This window comes from Antrihabitans cavernicola (genome assembly GCF_008297975.1).
GTDB lineage: Bacteria > Actinomycetota > Actinomycetes > Mycobacteriales > Mycobacteriaceae > Antrihabitans > Antrihabitans cavernicola.
Map to the genome: position 1 here is coordinate 300,792 of NZ_VLNY01000002.1, position 18,034 is coordinate 318,825.

At 64.5% G+C, this 18,034-nt stretch carries 17 protein-coding genes; all 17 read left to right on the top strand.

What is annotated here, in order from left to right; all coding sequences use genetic code 11:
* The first annotated feature begins 5 nt into the window (after positions 1-5).
* The 17 genes from FOY51_RS05185 (at position 6) to FOY51_RS05265 (ending at position 17,981) form a co-directional block, all read left to right on the top strand.
* Positions 6-1,145, top strand: coding sequence for a tobH protein (locus FOY51_RS05185; protein WP_149429133.1), 1,140 nt, complete (start codon positions 6-8; stop codon positions 1,143-1,145).
* Positions 1,145-2,374, top strand: coding sequence for a mannose-6-phosphate isomerase, class I (gene manA / locus FOY51_RS05190; protein ID WP_149429134.1), 1,230 nt, complete (start codon positions 1,145-1,147; stop codon positions 2,372-2,374). The genes FOY51_RS05185 and manA overlap by 1 nt, the downstream gene beginning before the upstream one ends.
* Positions 2,375-2,452: 78 nt before the next feature.
* Entirely contained in the window at positions 2,453-3,370 is a 918-nt protein-coding gene (locus FOY51_RS05195) for a cation diffusion facilitator family transporter (protein WP_149429135.1), read from the top strand.
* Positions 3,371-3,413: 43 nt separating this feature from the next.
* Positions 3,414-4,913: an amino acid permease gene (locus FOY51_RS05200; RefSeq protein WP_149429136.1), complete on the top strand. Its 1,500-nt coding sequence runs from the start codon at positions 3,414-3,416 to the stop codon at positions 4,911-4,913.
* A gap of 90 nt (positions 4,914-5,003) precedes the next feature.
* Positions 5,004-6,257 (top strand): alkane 1-monooxygenase, encoded by a 1,254-nt coding sequence (locus FOY51_RS05205; RefSeq protein ID WP_371830406.1) that lies wholly within the window; start codon positions 5,004-5,006, stop codon positions 6,255-6,257.
* Positions 6,254-6,439: a rubredoxin gene (locus FOY51_RS05210; RefSeq protein WP_149429138.1), complete on the top strand. Its 186-nt coding sequence runs from the start codon at positions 6,254-6,256 to the stop codon at positions 6,437-6,439. Before FOY51_RS05205 ends, FOY51_RS05210 begins: the two co-directional genes overlap by 4 nt.
* Positions 6,436-6,618, top strand: a complete 183-nt coding sequence (locus tag FOY51_RS05215; RefSeq protein WP_149429139.1) for a rubredoxin — start codon at positions 6,436-6,438, stop codon at positions 6,616-6,618. The genes FOY51_RS05210 and FOY51_RS05215 overlap by 4 nt, the downstream gene beginning before the upstream one ends.
* The gene (locus FOY51_RS05220; RefSeq protein ID WP_149429140.1) at positions 6,615-7,268 is read left to right on the top strand and encodes a TetR/AcrR family transcriptional regulator; all 654 of its coding nucleotides are present in this window, start codon (positions 6,615-6,617) and stop codon (positions 7,266-7,268) included. Before FOY51_RS05215 ends, FOY51_RS05220 begins: the two co-directional genes overlap by 4 nt.
* Positions 7,269-7,440: 172 nt before the next feature.
* Entirely contained in the window at positions 7,441-8,616 is a 1,176-nt protein-coding gene (locus tag FOY51_RS05225) for an alkane 1-monooxygenase (protein WP_235916124.1), read from the top strand.
* A 93-nt stretch (positions 8,617-8,709) separates the two neighbouring features.
* Complete coding sequence (gene ahcY, locus FOY51_RS05230) at positions 8,710-10,236, top strand: adenosylhomocysteinase (RefSeq protein ID WP_149429141.1); 1,527 nt, start codon at positions 8,710-8,712, stop codon at positions 10,234-10,236.
* Positions 10,237-10,302: 66 nt separating this feature from the next.
* Complete coding sequence (locus FOY51_RS05235) at positions 10,303-10,944, top strand: dTMP kinase (protein WP_149429142.1); 642 nt, start codon at positions 10,303-10,305, stop codon at positions 10,942-10,944.
* Positions 10,945-11,010: 66 nt separating this feature from the next.
* Positions 11,011-11,688 carry an MtrAB system response regulator MtrA gene (gene mtrA, locus FOY51_RS05240; RefSeq protein ID WP_149429143.1) on the top strand — a complete coding sequence of 226 codons (678 nt, stop codon included), beginning with the start codon at positions 11,011-11,013 and terminating at the stop codon, positions 11,686-11,688.
* A gap of 17 nt (positions 11,689-11,705) precedes the next feature.
* Positions 11,706-13,451, top strand: a complete 1,746-nt coding sequence (gene mtrB / locus FOY51_RS05245; protein WP_149429144.1) for an MtrAB system histidine kinase MtrB — start codon at positions 11,706-11,708, stop codon at positions 13,449-13,451.
* A complete protein-coding gene (gene lpqB, locus FOY51_RS05250) occupies positions 13,448-15,229 on the top strand; it encodes an MtrAB system accessory lipoprotein LpqB (RefSeq protein ID WP_149429145.1) in 1,782 nt (593 codons plus the stop codon). Before mtrB ends, lpqB begins: the two co-directional genes overlap by 4 nt.
* Positions 15,230-15,264: 35 nt before the next feature.
* Positions 15,265-15,927 carry a ComF family protein gene (locus FOY51_RS05255; protein WP_149429146.1) on the top strand — a complete coding sequence of 221 codons (663 nt, stop codon included), beginning with the start codon at positions 15,265-15,267 and terminating at the stop codon, positions 15,925-15,927.
* Positions 15,928-16,113: 186 nt separating this feature from the next.
* Positions 16,114-16,788 carry a ribosome hibernation-promoting factor, HPF/YfiA family gene (gene hpf, locus FOY51_RS05260; protein ID WP_149429147.1) on the top strand — a complete coding sequence of 225 codons (675 nt, stop codon included), beginning with the start codon at positions 16,114-16,116 and terminating at the stop codon, positions 16,786-16,788.
* A gap of 101 nt (positions 16,789-16,889) precedes the next feature.
* Positions 16,890-17,981, top strand: coding sequence for an alanine racemase (locus tag FOY51_RS05265; RefSeq protein WP_149429148.1), 1,092 nt, complete (start codon positions 16,890-16,892; stop codon positions 17,979-17,981).
* Positions 17,982-18,034 lie beyond the last annotated feature (53 nt).

Sequence of the window (18,034 nt, forward strand, 5' to 3'; positions counted from 1 at the left end):
GAGTCATGACCGCCCCGTTGGTTCTCGACCTCGACGACGCCGATTCGCTGGCCGCCGCCGACTCGGTCGGTGCGCTGCGATCGGCGGCCCTCGGTGGCGCTCAGGTGCGCGCGACGGCTGCTGCCGTGACCGAAGGTGCACTCGCTCGACTCGACGGATTGCGCCCGCGCAGCGTGGTGCTCGTCACCGGTGCAGGTCGGGCGTCGCGTGCGTCCGCGTTGCTGGTTGCCGCTCTCGGCGGGCGCTCCGGATTGCCCGTGCTCAGCGTGCCGGAAACGCCGCCGTGGGTGGGTCCGCTGGACGTCGTCGTGGTTGCGGGCGATGATTCGGGGGATCCGCGGTTGGTCGAATCCGTCGATCGGGCGGTGCGTCGCGGTGCCGAGGTGGTGTTGGCCGCGCCCGAGGAAGGTCCGTTGCGTTCGGCGGGTGCGGGTCGCGCATCGGCACTGCCGCCGCGTGTTTCGGTGCTCGATATCAACGCGCTCGTTCGTTATCTCGCTGTGAGCGTCGCGGTGCTCGATGCCGTCGACACCGTTCGCTCGCGGCCGCTGGTTCCCGACCTCGACCTGCTCGCCGACGTTCTCGACGCGGAGGCATTGCGCGACCATCCGGGCAACGAGGTTTTCCACAATCCAGCCAAATCCCTTGCGACCCGGATGCACAAACGGCGCACCGTCCTGGCCGGCGACTCGCCTGCGACGACGGAACTCGCGCGGCACGGCTCGGAGGTGCTGTTGCGCGGCGGTGCCACCGTGACGGCGGCGGCAGGCCTCGGCGACGTGCTCGCGGTCGGTGCACGCCTCGACGCCGCAACGGCGACACCGGCCGCAGGCTACGACCCGTTCTTCCACGACGAGGAACTCGACGGCCCCGCGCCGGTCGATCAAGCGCGGATCTTCGTGCTCAGCACGGACGGCGACCGGTTGGCGTTGCAGCGTCGAGTTGCTGCGCTGCCCAGCGCAGACACGGTCACCGCGGACAGCATCCCGACCGACGGTGCCGACGATCTGCCGCCGTCGCTGGACATGACGAGGTTCGATGGGTCGACGCCTGCCCGGCGCGGCGTCGAGATAGAGCAATTGGCAACCGTTGCCGTACGGCTGGAGATGACGGCCGCATATCTGCAGTTGATGGGTGGGCGATAGTGCATCTGCTCGACGGTCGGCTGCGGTCCTATGCCTGGGGGTCACGGACCGCGCTAGCGAAGTTGTGTGGGCGCCCGGTGCCGTCTGCACACCCGGAAGCCGAACTCTGGTTCGGCGCACACCCCGCCGATCCGGCATATCTGGAGCGCGACGGCGCGGCAGTCTCCATGCTCGACGTTCTCGCGGCGGACCCGACGGGGGAGTTGGGTGCCGAGGTGGTCGCGAAATTCGGTGCGCGCCTGCCCTTTCTGCTGAAACTGCTCGCCGCCGAAGAACCGCTGTCGCTGCAGGCACACCCGAGTTCCAGCCAAGCTCGCGAAGGGTTCGCCCGGGAGAATCGGCTGGGAGTGGCGATCGACTCGTCCGTGCGCAACTACCGCGACGACAGCGCCAAGCCGGAATTGGTTGTCGCGCTGGAGCCTTTCGATGCGCTGGCCGGGTTCCGCGATCCGAGCGTCACCGTCGAGTTGCTCGAATCACTCGACGTGCCCGAGCTGAAGAAATACGTCGGACTCCTTGCCGGACAACCGGATTCCGACGGTTTGCGGGCCTTGTTCACCACGTGGATCACCTTGCCGCAGGCGGCGCTGACGACGTTGCTGCCCGCCGTGCTCGACGGCTGCGTTCGCTACGCAACCAAAGCGCAGGGCCGCGGCCGGTTCTCGGCGGAGGTGCGCACGTCGCTCGAGCTCGCCGAAGCGTATCCGGGCGATGCGGGGGTGCTTGCGGCGCTGCTGCTCAACCGGATCACGTTGCAACCCGGTGAGGGCCTCTACCTCGACGCCGGAAACCTGCATGCCTATCTGCGCGGCACAGCGGTCGAGATCATGGCCAATTCGGACAACGTGCTGCGTGGTGGGTTGACACCCAAACACGTCGACGTACCGGAACTGCTGCGGGTCCTCGACTTTCACCCGGCCGCGATGCCGGTTTTGAAGGCCGAGCATCGCGCCGAAGACGACTTGGCGGTCTACTCGACGCCGGCACCCGAATTCGCCTTGGCCCGAACGGATCTGACGGCAGAGCTGCCCGGGTCGGTCGTCCCCACCGGCGGTCCGAAGGTGCTGGTGAGCGTGCAGGGTTCGGTCGAATTGGATTGCGGGGGAGAGGTACTCGCGCTCGCACAAGGTGCGGCGGCGTGGATTTCGGCGTCCGACCCGGACGTGACGGTGCGAGCGTCTTCGGCGACCGCGCAGGTGTTCTGCGCTGCCGTCGGAAGGCTGGAGTAGACCTTTCGTCCGACGCCCGGGGAGTCGGCTGTGTAGCGTATGTCCGGATCGAACTGGGCTATCGGGTAGGAGACGTCATTGTCGGCCAGCGGGGGTAAGAGGGCGATCATCGCAGCGTTGACTGCGAATGCGGGGATCGCCGTCGCGAAGTTCGTCGGCTTCCTGATCACCGGGTCCTCGTCGATGCTCGCGGAGGCCGTGCACTCCGTCGCCGACACCTCGAACCAGGGTCTGTTGCTGCTCGGTCAGCGGCGTGCGGCTCGCGACGCCGATCAGCTGCATCCGTTCGGTTACGGCCGCAACCGGTACTTCTACTCGTTCGTCGTCGCGCTCGTGATCTTTACGGTCGGCGCGGTTTTCGCGATGTACGAGGGCATCCACAAGATCGAACACCCGGCACCGCTGGATTCGCCGATCGTCGCGGTGGTGATTCTGTTTATCGCGATCGCGTTGGAGAGCTACAGCTTTCTCACAGCGATGAAGGAATCGCGACCGCTGAAGGGCAACGCCAGTTGGTGGGGGTTCATTCGCAACTCGCGCAGTCCCGAACTACCTGTCGTCCTGCTCGAGGACACCGGTGCTCTGATCGGTCTCCTGCTGGCGCTGGCGGGCGTCGGACTGACGATGGCGACGGACAACGGCGTGTGGGACGGCATCGGCACGTTGTGCATCGGAGTTCTGCTCGCGATCATCGCCATCATCTTGATCATCGAGATGCAGAGCCTGCTCATCGGCGAAGGCGTGACGGTCGACGACGAGCGAAAGATTGTGGCGGGCTTGACAGATGGCGATCGCATCGATCGCGTGATCCATCTCAAGACCCAGTATCTGGGGCCGGAGGAAATCTTGGTCGCGGCGAAGATCGCGGTGTCACCGGGCTTGGACATCGCTGCGGTTGCGGCCGCGATCGACGACGCCGAGGCCCGGGTACGGGCTGCGGTTCCGGCGGCACGAGTCATCTATCTCGAGCCCGATCTGTATCGCCCGCAGAACTGAATTCTGCCTCGCGGCCGGCCTCCGCAGACCTGGGCTGGCCGCCATGGCTATCGACAACAACAGTCCCAAAAGGACTAGAAATTCACTGTTCCGGACCAAGTCGGTCGAACAATCGATTCGCGACACGGACGAGCCGGACTCCAAACTCCGCAAAGAACTGACGGCCTGGGATCTGACGATCTTCGGCGTGGCGGTCGTCATCGGCGCAGGCATCTTCACCCTCACCGCGCAGGTGGCGGGCAACAAGGCGGGCCCATCGGTATCGCTGGCATTCGTCATCGCAGCCGCGACCTGCGCGCTCGCCGCCCTCTGCTACGCCGAGTTCGCATCGACGGTGCCCGTCGCGGGCAGCGCCTACACGTTCTCCTACGCAACCTTCGGTGAGCTGGTGGCGTGGATCATCGGCTGGGATCTGATCCTCGAATTCGCATTGTCCGTCGCAGTGGTCGCGAAGGGTTGGTCGCTGTATCTCGGCGAGGTGCTCGGATCGACCATCTCACCGACCGCGCACTGGGGCCCTGTCGATTTCGACTGGGGTGCTGTGCTGATCATCGCGGTGCTCACCGTCGTGCTCGCGACCGGAACCAAGCTGTCCTCGCGGGTATCTGCCGTTGCGGTCGGAATCAAGCTGGCCGTGGTCGCTCTCGTTCTCGTCGTCGGCGTCACCTACATCAAGAAGGCGAACTACTCGCCGTACGTCCCGCCTGCGAAGCCGAGCGACAGCGGCAGCGGTCTCACCCAGACTCTGTTCTCCTATCTGACGGGCGCAGGCAACACCACCTTCGGCTGGTACGGCCTGCTGGCAGCGGCGAGCGTGGTGTTCTTCGCCTTCATCGGCTTCGACGTCGTCGCCACCACCGCCGAAGAGACCAAGAATCCGCAAAAAGCTTTGCCCCGAGGCATTCTCGGATCGCTGGCGATTGTCACAGTGCTCTACGTCGCCGTCACCCTTGTGTTGACCGGCATGGTGCCGTACACGGATCTGGCGGGCGACAAGTCGACCCTCGCTACCGCCTTCGCACTCAACGGAGTCGATTGGGCGAAGAACATCATCTCCATCGGCGCGCTCGCCGGTCTCACCACGGTGGTGATGGTGATGTTCCTGGGCCAGACCCGAGTGCTCTTCGCCATGTCACGCGACGGTTTGATGCCCCGGCAGCTGTCCCGCACCGGTAAGCACGGAACGCCGGTCCGGATCACGATCATCGTCGGTGTGATCTGTGCGGCGCTGGCCGGCTTCGTTCAGTTCGGAACGCTGGAAGAGATGGTCAACATAGGCACGCTCTTCGCCTTCGTGCTCGTATCCATCGGCGTCGTCCTTCTGCGCCGCATGCGACCGGAGCTGCCGCGCGGATTCCGCGTTCCGCTGGTACCGCTCATTCCCGCCCTCTCGGTGCTCGCGTGTCTGTGGCTGATGCTGAATCTGTCGGTGGAGACGTGGTTGCGATTCCTGATCTGGATGGCAATCGGTGCGGTCGTCTACGCCGCCTACGGCCGAAATCACTCCGTGTTGGGTCGCCGCGAACGCGGTTTACAAAAATAGATGTTTGTCTAGACGCCTGACATTAGATGGCGTACTGTCCAATCAACGGTGCGACAGCTCACAAAGCCGTGAGCGCTCGGCACCCATCGATTGGAGACACGGATGTCTACGCATGCCGAACCCGCTCAGGCTGTGCCGGCCGCATTGGACTGGCGCGACTCGAAGCGCTACATGTGGCTGTGGGGTCTGTTCGCACCGACGGCGCTGCTGGTTGCGCTACCGGTGGTCTGGGGCTTGAATCAGACTCCGCTGGGCGGGATTTCGCACGCTCTGTGGTGGTTGGGTCCGATCTTGATCTACGTGTTGATCCCGATCGCCGACATCTTCTTCGGACCGGACGGTGAGAACCCGCCCGACGAGGTGATGGACCACCTCGAGAACGACAAGTACTACCGATACCTGACCTATCTGTTCATTCCGTTTCAGTACGTGTCGCTCTTCCTGGTCGGCTACCTGATCACGTCGGGCAACCTCAGCTGGTTGGGTATCGACGGCGGACTGGATCTGGTCGACAAGGTCGGTGTGGCGATATCCGTGGGCTGCATCGGCGGCATCGGGATCAACACGGCACACGAGTTGGGCCACAAGAAGGTCGACATGGAACGTTGGCTCTCGCGAATTACGTTGGCGCAGACGTTCTACGGCCACTTCTACATCGAGCACAACCGTGGCCACCACGTGCGAGTCGCGACCCCCGAAGATCCGGCGAGCTCGCGGCTGGGTGAGACGTTCTGGGCGTTCTGGCCGCGGACGGTCGTCGGCGCACTGAAGTCGTCGTGGGCGTTGGAGAAGACGCGATTGGCCCGTCTCGGGAAGTCGCCGTGGACGATTCGCAACGAGGTACTCAGTTCGTGGCTGATGTCGGTGGGATTGTTCGCAATCCTGATCGGGATCTTCGGATGGGAACTCGCGCCGTATCTGGTGTTGCAGGCGATCGTCGGATTCAGCCTGTTGGAGGCGGTCAACTACCTCGAGCATTACGGGCTCCGGCGCGAGAAGACGGCCAGCGGTCGGTACGAGCGGCCCGCACCTCGGCACAGCTGGAACAGCGACCACATCGTCACCAACATCTTCCTGTACCACTTGCAGCGGCACAGCGACCATCACGCATATCCCACGCGTCGCTACCAGACGCTGCGTAGCTGGGACGGTGCACCGAATCTGCCGAGCGGTTACGCCAGCATGATCCTGATCGCGTATTTCCCGCCGATCTGGCGTCGGGTCATGGACAAGCGCGTATTGGCCCACTACGACGGTGACATCACGCGCGCCAACATCGATCCGCGCAAGCGTGCCGAAGTGCTGGCGCGATACGGGGTGACCGAGACGGAGGTGGCGTCATGAGCTCGTACCGCTGCCCGGTCTGCGACTACGTCTACGACGAGGCTACGGGCGCTCCGCACGAGGGATTTCCCCCGGGCACAACGTGGGACAGCGTCCCGGACGAATGGTGTTGCCCGGACTGCGGAGTGCGAGAGAAAGTCGACTTCGACGAGGTCGATGTTCGAGAAGGGATTCGGAAATGAACGACTACAAGCTCTACCAGTGCATTCAGTGCGGCTTCGAGTACGACGAAGCTGTCGGTTGGCCCGAGGACGGCATCGAGCCGGGTACCCGATGGGACGACATTCCGGACGACTGGAGTTGCCCCGACTGCGGTGCTGCGAAGGCGGACTTCTTCATGGTCGAGATCGAACGCTCATGAAATTGACTGCGATCCATGCTCGTGACACCGTCTCCGGCATGGATCGCGTCGCTCCGAGAGTTCCCTACGCGGAGGCATCGCGGACGCTGTTGCGCAGTTCGATTCTGGATTCGATGCGCGACCTGCTGATCGAACGCGACTGGTCCAAGATCACGTTGTCCGACGTCTCCAAGCGCGCAGGGGTGAGCAGGCAGACGCTCTACAACGAGTTCGGTTCTCGCGCTGCTCTTGCCCAGGCCTACGCACTCCGGCTCGTCGACGATTTCGTCGATCACGTCGACAAGGCCGTCTGGGCGAACGTCGGAGATGTCCGGTCCGCCCTTGCCGAGGCCTTCCGGGCGTTCTTCCTCGACAGCGCGTCGGAGCCGCTGATTCAGTCATTGCTCAGCGGGGATGCGAAGCCCGATCTGCTGCGCCTGATCACGTTGGACAGCGCACCACTGGTCAGTCGCGCGTCGGCTCGCCTCGAAATCACCTTTCGGAAGAGTTGGGTCGATGCGCCGCCGGCCGAATCGGGAATCCTTGCGCGCGCGGTCGTTCGGCTGGCAATGAGCTTCATTTCAATTCCGCCGACGTCCGATCATGACGTTGCTCACGAATTGGCAGCTTTGCTCAGTCCATTTGTTGAGGCATTCGTTTCTCAGAGTTAGATTCTTTGCTAACGAAACCCGTCCGGGTGTCGATATCAGGGCGAGTGAGTCAGTACTTTCGGCGTGGGGGCGCCGCAATCCTGCTTACGGATTGTTAGGCAGTACTAACTCCGACCCTGTATGTTTTTTCAGCAAGGTGTCAAACCTCTGGTCGGCTTCGAAGGGCATGGACATGGTTGCGGTAGAGGGGGTGCCTACCTGGCGGGATCGGAAGAGATATCTGTGGATACTCAGCCTGATCACCCCGGGATGCGCCGTGATCCCCTCGCAACTGGTGCTCCGGACCGGCCAGCCGATTTTCTGGTGGCTGGGCCCGATCCTGATCTTCGTCATCATCCCGGTCGTGGATCGGCTTGTCGGTGACGACGGCGAGAACGTTCCGGACGACGCCTACAAATGGCTTTCCGAGGATCGTTTCTATCGCTGGTGCACATTCCTCTTTCTGCCGTTGTTGCTGGCAGGTTTGATCATCGCCGGTTACATGTGGGCAAGCCCCGAGCTGAGCGTGCTCGACAAGATCGGCCTAGCGACCACCGTCGGGTTGATCAGCGGTGTCGGGATCAATGCAGCACACGAACTCGGCCACCGCGTCGAGGAGCACGAGCGCTGGTTGGCCAAAGTCGCACTTGCACAGTCTTGCTACGGGCACTTCTTCGTCGAGCACAATCGCGGCCACCACATGAACGTGGCGACACCCAACGATCCGGCAAGTGCCCGGTTGGGCGAGCGGGTCTGGGAGTTCGTGCCGCGCAGCGTCATCGGCGGATTCCGGTCCGCATGGCAGTTGGAAAAGTCGCGCCTGGAGCGCAAGGGGTCGCGCGCGTGGAGCGTGCACAACAACATTCTGCAAGCGTGGTCGATGAGCGTCGTTCTCTTCGGTGCAATGCTGGCGGTGTTCGGCCCGACAATTGCGCCCTATCTCGTATTGCAGGCCGTTGTTGCATTCTCGATGCTCGAGGTCGTCAATTACGTAGAGCATTACGGGCTGTTGCGGCAACAATTGCCGAACGGTCGGTATGTTCGTTGTTCCCCGCGCGACAGTTGGAACAGCGACAGGCTGGTTACCAACATTTTCATGTTCCACCTGCAGCGGCACAGCGACCATCACGCCAACCCGGGCCGGCGATATCAGACGCTGCGCACCTCCGACGTGGCCCCGCAGTTGCCCGCCGGCTACGCGACGATGATCTTGCTTGCGATGATCCCGCCGCTGTGGCGACGCGTGATGGATCACCGTGTGGTCGAGAATTACGGCGGCGACATCACGCGCACCAACCTGTTGCCGAGGCGCCGCGAGAAGCTGCTCGCCGCGTACGGCGTCGACAAGCAACTGGCCGACGCAGCCTGAGGTGCTTGCCCCCAACGTGCCTGTCCTTGAGGTGCACTGTCTGGGCCTCTGATGCGGCGGCTAGCCTAAGGGAACCCGATCAGAGAGAGGCAGATGACGACCTCAGTGTCCAACACCGTGTCCGAAAACAAGCTCGTTGCAGACAAAGCCAACGGAATCGATTTCAAAGTAGCCGATCTGTCGCTGGCCGAATTCGGCCGCAAGGAGATCAGGCTCGCAGAACACGAGATGCCGGGCCTCATGGCGCTGCGTCGCGAGTACGCAGAGGTGTTGCCGCTGAAGGGCGCTCGCATCTCCGGCTCGCTGCACATGACCATCCAGACCGCCGTGCTCATCGAGACACTCGTTTCGCTCGGCGCCGATGTTCGCTGGGCGTCGTGCAACATCTTCTCCACCCAGGATCACGCTGCCGCGGCCATCGTCGTCGGCCCCAACGGCACTCCCGAGGAGCCCAAGGGCATCCCGGTCTTCGCCTGGAAAGGTGAGTCGCTCGAGGAGTACTGGTGGGCGGCAGAGCAAATGCTCACCTGGCCCGAGGGAGACGAAGCGGAGCGGAGCTCGACCCATGGGGGTGGCCCGGCCAACATGATTCTCGACGATGGTGGCGACGCGACCATGCTGGTCTTGCGTGGTGCGCAGTTCGAGAAGGCAGGCGTCGTTCCGCCCGCCGATGATTCCGATTCCGCCGAATACAAGGTGTTCCTCAACCTGCTGCGTGCGCGGTTCGAGACGGACAAGGGCAAGTGGACCACCATCGCCTCGGCCGTCAAGGGTGTCACCGAAGAAACCACCACCGGTGTGCTGCGGCTCTACCAGTTCGCTGCGGCAGGCGAGCTGGCCTTCCCGGCGATCAACGTCAACGATTCGGTCACCAAGAGCAAGTTCGACAACAAGTACGGCACCCGCCACTCGTTGATCGACGGCATCAACCGCGGCACCGACGTGCTGATCGGCGGCAAGGCTGCGTTGGTCTGTGGTTTCGGTGACGTCGGCAAGGGTTGTGCCGAGGCGCTCAAGAGCCAGGGTGCGCGTGTCGCGATCACCGAGGTGGACCCCATCAACGCGCTGCAGGCGTTGATGGAGGGCTACGAGGTCAAGACCGTCGAAGAGGCTGTCGGTTGGGCCGACATCATCATCACCGCGACGGGCAACCAGGGCATCATCACCTTCGAGCACATGCAGAACATGAAGCACCAGGCGATCCTCGGCAACATCGGTCACTTCGACGACGAGATCGAGATGGCACGTCTGGAGTCGGCTCCCGGCGTCACCCGCGTCAACATCAAGCCGCAGGTCGACGAGTTCCAGTTCGCGGACGGGCATTCGATCATCGTGCTGTCCGAGGGGCGGTTGTTGAACCTGGGCAACGCGACGGGCCACCCGTCGTTCGTGATGAGCAACAGCTTCTCCAACCAGGTGATCGCGCAGATCGAGCTGTGGACGAAGCCGGACGAGTACGACAACGAGGTCTACCGGCTGCCGAAGCACCTCGACGAGAAGGTCGCGAAGATCCACGTCGAAGCACTCGGTGGCACGTTGACCAAGCTCACGAAGGAGCAGGCGGAGTACATCGGCGTCGACGTCGAGGGTCCGTACAAGCCGGAGCACTACCGGTACTAGGCACCTCGTGCGCGGTCGACGAGTCCAAGGGCTCGTCGACCGCGCATGGGCGATAGCCTTCCCCGCGTGGGAATACTGATTGCGCTCGAAGGCCTCGACGGCGCAGGTAAGCGGACGTTGGTCGAGAAGGTTGTGCGTGAGTTGCGCGCGCTCGGACGTACCGTCGCGACCGTCGACTTTCCTCGCTACGGTCGTTCGATCCACGCCGACCTGGCATCCGAAGCGCTCAAGGGTGAACACGGAGACCTCGCGGCCTCGGCCAATGCGATGGCAGTCCTGTTCGCCCTCGACCGAGCAGGCGCCGCCGACGATCTCCGGGATTTGGTCGCCGCCAACGACATCGTCATCCTCGATCGCTACGTCGCGTCCAACGCGGCGTACGGCGCGGCGCGCACCCGCCAAGGTGCCGACGGCGACTTCGCCGCCTGGATCGCCGAACTGGAATTCGAGCGGCTCGGGTTGCCTGCCCCGGACCTGCAACTGCTTCTCGATGTGCCGGTGGAGCTGGCGGCGCAGCGCGCCCGCCTTCGCGGCGAGAGCGATGCGACCCGGGCATTGGACGCGTACGAACGCGACGGCGACTTACAGGCGCGCACCGGTGGCGTCTACCGTGAGCTGGCCGATAACAGCTGGCAGGGGACGTGGTGGCGGGTCACCGCGAACGCCGATCCGGCCGAGCTGGCGGGCAGGATGGCAGAGTTGTCATGACGATTGTGCGAGACGCGCCCAGGCGTGGCGAGCTGTTCCGGCCGATGGAGGTGACACGATAGAGGCATGAAACCAAGGATTCTGGTTGTCGACGACGACACGGCGCTAGCCGAGATGCTGACGATCGTGCTCCGCGGCGAGGGTTTCGAGCCCTTCGTCGTGGGTGACGGAACGCAAGCTCTTGCCGCTGTCCGTGAGACGCGGCCGGATCTGGTGTTGCTGGACCTGATGCTGCCCGGCATGAACGGCATCGACGTGTGCCGTGTGCTGCGCGCCGACTCGGGCGTTCCGATCGTGATGCTGACCGCCAAGACCGACACCGTGGACGTGGTGCTCGGCCTGGAATCCGGCGCCGACGACTACATCATGAAGCCGTTCAAGCCGAAGGAGTTGGTCGCTCGGGTGCGCGCCCGACTGCGCCGCACCGAGGACGAGCCCGCCGAGCTGCTCTCGATCGCCGACATCATCATCGACGTGCCCGCGCACAAGGTCAGCCGCAACGACGAGCTGGTTTCGCTGACACCGCTGGAATTCGATTTGTTGGTTGCCTTGGCACGCAAGCCTCGCCAGGTGTTCACTCGTGAGGTGTTGCTCGAACAGGTGTGGGGCTACCGGCATGCTGCCGATACCCGGTTGGTCAACGTCCATGTCCAGCGGCTGCGCGCCAAGGTGGAGAAGGATCCGGAGAATCCCGAGGTCGTTCTGACCGTCAGGGGGGTCGGCTACAAAGCCGGACCGCCGTGAATCTGACTCTTACCCGAATGCGGCGGCGGATCGACCGCGAGCTCGCTCCGCTGCTGCGCTGGTTTCAATCACTCTCCAACACCCTCGCCCACGCCTGGCGCAGGTCACTTCAGCTTCGCGTCGTCGTCTCCACCCTCACGCTGTCGCTGATCGTCATCACCATCCTCGGCGTCGTGCTGACCAGTCAGATCACCGACAGGCTGCTCGAGGCCAAGATCAGCGCTGCCACCGAAGAAATGGATCGTGCCCGCGGCACGGTGCAGGGGGTGCTTGCCGGGGCCGACGACAGTAACTCGTTGCCGACCAGGCTCGAAGGCGCGCGCGCCGCGTTGTCGAGCAGAGAGAGCGACAGCGGTCAGGCCGCAGGCGCCGCAGGCACTTTCGATTCGGCATTGATCGTTCCCGGCGACGGCCCGCGGGAGCCGACAGTGGTTGGGCCAGCGGATCAGATCCCGCAGAGCCTCCGATCGTTCGTGCAGGCAGGTCAGGTGAGCTACCAGTTCGCGACGGTGGCAGATCCGGACGGCTATCAGGGGCGCGCGTTGATCGTCGGCAGCCCGACGGCGTCCGACATCTCCACGCTCGAGATGTATCTGGTGTTTCCGCTGGCCAGCGAAGATCGCAGCCTGTCGCTGATGCGCGGCACCATGCTGATCGGTGGTGCGGTCCTTTTGGTGCTACTTGCTGCGATTTCGATGCTGGTTGCGCGGCAGGTGGTGCTGCCGATTCGGTCGGCGTCTCGCATCGCCGTCCGATTTGCCGACGGCAGGCTCAAGGAGCGCATGCCGGTTCGCGGCGAGGACGATATGGCCCGGCTTGCGATGTCGTTCAACGAAATGGCCGAAAGTCTGTCGAAACAGATCAACCAGCTCGAAGAGTTCGGCAACTTGCAGAAACGCTTCACCTCCGACGTCAGTCACGAGCTACGTACGCCGCTGACCACGGTTCGCATGGCCGCCGACCTGATCCACGACGGCAGCGGCGAGTTGGATCCGGCATTGCGGCGATCGTCGGAGCTGCTGGTCACCGAACTGGACCGGTTCGAGTCTCTGCTCAACGACCTGCTCGAGATCAGTCGCCACGACGCCGGCGTTGCCGAGTTGTCCGCCGAGCAGCTCGATCTGCGGATGTGTTGCCGAGCGGCCGTGTCCACAGTGCGACACCTGGCGCGCGACTCGCAGACCGAGCTGGTGCTGGACCTTCCGGAGGTGCCAGTCATCGCCGAGGTGGATCCGCGTCGCGTCGAGCGAATTCTGCGAAATTTGCTGGCCAATGCCATCGACCACGGCGAGGGCAAGCCGGTGTTGATTCGATTGCGCTCCAACGAAGATGCGGCCGCAATCGTGGTTCGCGACCAAGGCATCGGCCTGCGACCCGGCGAAGAGAAGCTGGTGTTCAACAGGTTCTGGCGCTCCGACCCTTCGCGCGTGCGTCGTTCCGGTGGTACCGGCCTCGGCCTGGCGATCAGCGTCGAGGATGCGCACCTGCACGACGGCAAGCTGGAAGCATGGGGCGACCCCGGCAACGGGTCGGTGTTCCGCCTGACCGTCCCACTCGTGCGGGGCCGCAAGGTGATCGGCAGTCCGCTGCCGCTCAAGCCGGGCAACCTTCGCCACGTGCAAGGTAAGCCGTTCGACGATCCGGGCACCAACGGGCACACGCCTGCGATCAAGTCGGTTCCCGAACGCAATGCCCTCGAAGCCGCCCCGGACACCCCGGATTCCCCTGCCGACGCCGATCGGGTCGGAGAGCGCAAAGGATGACCATCGGTATCACCCATCGCCGGGCCGCGGCAGCGGTGTCGATCTTCGGCGCCCTGCTGCTGACCGGGTGCGCGAGTCTGCCCGACACGTCGACGCCGGAAGCCATCGGCACCATCGCGCGCGAGCCGGTCAGCGCCAGCCTGCCGCAGCCCGCCCCCGGACGTGAGCCGGACCTGCTGCTGCGCGACTTCTTCAGTGCGGGTACCGATCCCGCGAACCGGCATGTCGGCGCGCGGCAGTTTCTCACCCCGGACATGTCGGCGAAATGGGATGACGCCGCCAGCGCCACGCTGGTGGACAAGCTGGACGTACTGCCGGACACCCGCACCGCCGATCACGCCACCTACACGATCCGAGGCAAGCGGGTCGGGCAGTTGCAGGCGGGCGGCGCCTATCAAGCCGAAGAGGGCACGTTCGAAGGCAAGGTCGGCCTGCGTAAGGCCGACAACCAGTGGCGCATAGACGAATTGCCCGCGGGCGTAGTGATGGAGCTGCCGCAGTTCGCCAGCAGTTACCAACGCAAGTCGTTGTACTTCCTCGACCCCACCGGCACCGCGACGGTCCCGGACCCGCGCTGGATCGCAGGCAGTCAGGACCAGACGGCGGCCCAGCTGATCGGCCTGCTGGTCGACGGCCCCAAGCCCGCTCTCGCGCCCGCGATTCAGAACGAGTTCTCGGACAAGGTGTCCATCCGCGGTCCGATCACCAAGGCGGACGGCCGGACCACCTCGGTGGGTGTTGGCCTCGGCGGAATTCGCATCGACTTCCAGGGTCTCGCAGGCATGGAGAAGAAGAATCGGGATCTCCTTGCGGCCCAGGTGATCTGGACTCTGGCGAAAGCCGAGATTTCCGGCCCGTACGTGTTGCTGGCCGACGGCAAGCCGCTCGACGATCAGCATCCGAACGGCTGGACCACCGAGGACGTCGCGTCGTTGGATCCACTTGCCAACGCCAGCAACAACATCGGGCTGCATGCGCTACGTGACGGCGCGCTGGTCTCGGTCGGCGACTCCGGGGTGACACCGATCCCCGGCTACTTCGGCGTCGTCAACAACCTGCGATCCATCGCTCTCTCACGAGACGGAAACCTGATCGCCGCAGTTGCCGACACCGGTCGGCAAGCACCGGATCCCACGAACGCGTTGATGGTCGGCTCCTACGACGGCGGTGCGTTCCCGGTCGCCGACGGCGGCGTCATCAGCCGACCCTCGTGGGCGGCGGACGACGGTTCGGCATGGGCCGTGATCGACGGCACCCGGGTGATCAGGGCCGTCCGCGATCCGCAGACCAGCCAGGTGTCCGTGGTCAATGTCGACTCCGCTGCGGTGAACGCACTGGGCAAGTCGATCACCGAGCTGCGCCTCTCCCGTGACGGTGTGCGTGCCGCCATGATCGTCGACGGCAAGGTGTACGTAGCGATCGTGGTGCAGCAACCCAACGGGGTGTTCGCGTTGACCAATCCGCAGCCGGTGGCGATCGGTCTCGGCAGCCCGGCACTGTCGCTGGACTGGACGACCGGCGAATCTGTGGTGATCGCCCGCGCTGCGGCCGATGTCCCGGTGGTGATGGTGACCGTCGACGGCTCGCGTATGGACGCGCTGCCGAGTCGGAACCTGACGGCTCCGGTGACGTCGGTCGATGCGGCGTCGACCACTGAGTTCGTCGCCGACGCGAGGGCCGTGTTCCAGCTCAACAACAACGATCCCGTCGAAGACCGCGAGTGGAGGGAAGTGCGCGGCCTTGCCGGCCTGAAGGCGATTCCGGTACTGCCCGGCTGACTCCGAACCGTGTCGGTCCCCGCGCGCACACTCGCGTGGTGAACACACTGCTCGACCTGATTCTGCCGCTGGAATGCGCGGGCTGCGATATGCCGGGTACCGGATGGTGCGAGCGCTGCCGTGACGACGTGGAAGCCGAGCCGATCCGGATCGAACCGCGCGTCGATCCGGGAGTGCCGTGTTGGGCGCTCGGCAGCTACACCGGTCCGCGTAGGCGGGCCGTCATCGCAGCCAAGGAACGGGGAAGACGCGACCTTGCGCTACCGCTCGGCGCGGCCTTGGCAGGGGCGCTGTGCTGGCTGCGGCGCTGGGGTGAGCTGTCGCCGCTCGAGTTGGCACCGCTGCTGCTCGTGCCCGCTCCCAGCCGAGCGCGCGCGGCACGTATGCGCGGAGGTGATCCCGTCGAACGGTCGGTGCGGGCGGCGGCGTGGGCGTTGGAGCCGGAGCGGTGCACCGTGGCGCCGGTGCTCGGGATGCAACGCGGTGTGCGTGATTCGGTGGGTCTGTCCGCTCGGGAAAGGCAGGCGAATCTGGCCGGTCGTATCACCGTTTCACAGGAATTTCCGCGGATCCGGGGTGCCGAGATCGTGCTGATCGACGACGTGCTGACCACCGGGGTAACGGCGCGCGAGTCGGTTTCGGCTCTGCAAAGAGTCGGGCTGACGGTGGATGCAGTGGTGGTTGTTGCGGCCGCGTAAATACGACACGCGAAATTTTGGTGAACGCTGGCACTCGTGCCGACGACGGACTAGCGTCGCGTCCACACCCGAAGAGTCAGGGAGGAGGTGGTGCCTCGAAACCTGGTGTCGGGCGGTTCCCCTCCCGGCACAGCTCAAGCTCGCCACGACCGTTTGCCGGTGGTGGCCGTATTTCGGGAGGTACGCGTGACGACCGCTTCACAATCCTCGGTTTTCGAAGAAGATTCAGCCGAACTATCCGCCCAGCCCGACGCTTCCCATGCCGAAGTTGTGGTCAAGGGCCGCAACGTAGAAGTACCAGAACATTTCCGAAACTATGTGTCCGAGAAGCTGTCTCGGCTCGAACGTTTCGATCCCTCGATCTACCTCTACGACGTGGAGCTCTTCCACGAACGCAATCGACGACAACGCAAGAGCTGCCAGCGGGTGGAGATCACCGCGCGAGGCAAAGGTCCTGTGGTTCGTGCCGAAGCGTGCGCGGACAGCTTTTACGCTGCTCTCGAGTCGGTGACCGCCAAGCTGGAAAGCCGGCTCCGGCGAACCAAGGATCGTCGCAAGGTCCACTACGGCGAAAAGACGCCGAAGTCGGTGGCGCAGGCGACGGCAGCGCTTGCCGAAGTGGAGGCGATTTCGGCTGCCATCGCGGCCGAGTCCACCGATGACACCACTCCAGATTCCGGTCCGGGCCAGATCGTCCGAACCAAGTTGCACTCGGCGGCTCCGATGTCGGTAGACGACGCGCTCTACCAGATGGAGCTGGTCGGTCACGATTTCTTCCTGTTCCACGACAGTGCCACCGATCGACCCTCGGTGGTCTACCGCAGGCACGCCTTCGATTACGGGCTCATCAGGCTCACGTAAGTCAGTCGCCGAGAAATCCGGCCGGAGCGAATGCCCCGGCCGGATTTCTGTGTTCGGCCGATCAGCAGTGCGTATCGACCTGCACTCGTACCGTTGGACCCATGGACTCGATGCCCACTCCAGCGCTGATCGTCGACCCGTCGACCGTCGATCGCAACATTGCGGCCATGGCCACTCGCGCGCGATCGCTCGGCGTCGAATTGTGGCCGCACGTCAAAACGCACAAATGTGCGGACATCCTTGCCCGTCAGCTCGAGGCCGGAGCAGCGGGCGTCAGCGTTGCCACCGTTCGCGAAGCCGAACTCGCTGCCGATCAGCACGCGCCTGCCATCTTGATAGCGCATCCGCCTGCCTCTCCCGAACGTCTGAGCCGGGCCGTCGCGCTGGCAGGACGGGTGCGACTGCGCGTTGCGCTCGACTCGGAGGAGGTTGCGCGTGCGCTGGACGAGGCGTGCCGCGATGCCGGGGTGATCGCCGAATGGCTGTGGGAGGTCGATTGTGGCGTCGGCCGCACAGGCACACCGCCGGGGGCCGCAACAGCCGAACGCGTTGCGCGTCTTGCAACGCACACCACCGCAGCTACTTTCGCGGGAATCATGGCGTTCGGTGGGCATGCCTACGGAGCCCGCGACACCGACGGCGTCCGCGCTGCCGCCCGTGAGGAACGTGACGCCGTCGTCAGTACCGCCGATGCGCTGGAGGCGCTCGGTGTTGCCGTCCCCGTTCGAAGCGCGGGAAGTACGCCCACCGCGCACGCCTTGGATCACGCGACCGGGCTGACCGAATTGCGGCCCGGCAACTACGTATTTCACGACGCGACACAGGTCGGGCTCGGCGTAGTGACGATCGATGACTGCGCCTTGACCGTCGCTGCCACCGTCGTCTCGCGGCCGACCGACGGGCGGGTGATCCTCGACGCGGGATCCAAAGCCCTCGGTGCCGACCGCATGACCGAACTGGCCCCCGGCTTCGGAACGGTCGTCGATCATCCCGAACTGATCGTCGCCAAGCTCTACGAGGAACACGCGATCCTCAGCGGTGCCGAGGCGGGCACACTCCCGATCGGTACCCGTGTCCGCGTGATTCCCAACCATGCCTGCGCCGCGGCGAATCTGCACCGCACCATGCACCACCTGGGCGGGTCGGGCGAGTGGACAGTCGCCGCTCGCGGTTGGCGACCCGAGCTTCGATAGGCCTCATCCGCTGGTGCCCGGTATGTGCGACTCGGGTCCGATAGAACGGCCGG

Excerpts from the sequence above, each read along its gene's own strand:
- FOY51_RS05200 (WP_149429136.1), top strand. The coding sequence starts at position 3,414 with ATGGCTATCGACAACAACAGTCCCAAAAGGACTAGAAATTCACTGTTC.
- mtrA (WP_149429143.1), top strand. The coding sequence starts at position 11,011 with ATGAAACCAAGGATTCTGGTTGTCGACGACGACACGGCGCTAGCCGAG.
- FOY51_RS05215 (WP_149429139.1), top strand. The coding sequence starts at position 6,436 with ATGAACGACTACAAGCTCTACCAGTGCATTCAGTGCGGCTTCGAGTAC.
- FOY51_RS05265 (WP_149429148.1), top strand. The coding sequence starts at position 16,890 with ATGGACTCGATGCCCACTCCAGCGCTGATCGTCGACCCGTCGACCGTC.
- FOY51_RS05225 (WP_235916124.1), top strand. The coding sequence starts at position 7,441 with ATGGTTGCGGTAGAGGGGGTGCCTACCTGGCGGGATCGGAAGAGATAT.
- ahcY (WP_149429141.1), top strand. The coding sequence starts at position 8,710 with ATGACGACCTCAGTGTCCAACACCGTGTCCGAAAACAAGCTCGTTGCA.
- FOY51_RS05220 (WP_149429140.1), top strand. The coding sequence starts at position 6,615 with ATGAAATTGACTGCGATCCATGCTCGTGACACCGTCTCCGGCATGGAT.
- FOY51_RS05185 (WP_149429133.1), top strand. The coding sequence starts at position 6 with ATGACCGCCCCGTTGGTTCTCGACCTCGACGACGCCGATTCGCTGGCC.
- lpqB (WP_149429145.1), top strand. The coding sequence starts at position 13,448 with ATGACCATCGGTATCACCCATCGCCGGGCCGCGGCAGCGGTGTCGATC.
- mtrB (WP_149429144.1), top strand. The coding sequence starts at position 11,706 with ATGCGGCGGCGGATCGACCGCGAGCTCGCTCCGCTGCTGCGCTGGTTT.
- FOY51_RS05210 (WP_149429138.1), top strand. The coding sequence starts at position 6,254 with ATGAGCTCGTACCGCTGCCCGGTCTGCGACTACGTCTACGACGAGGCT.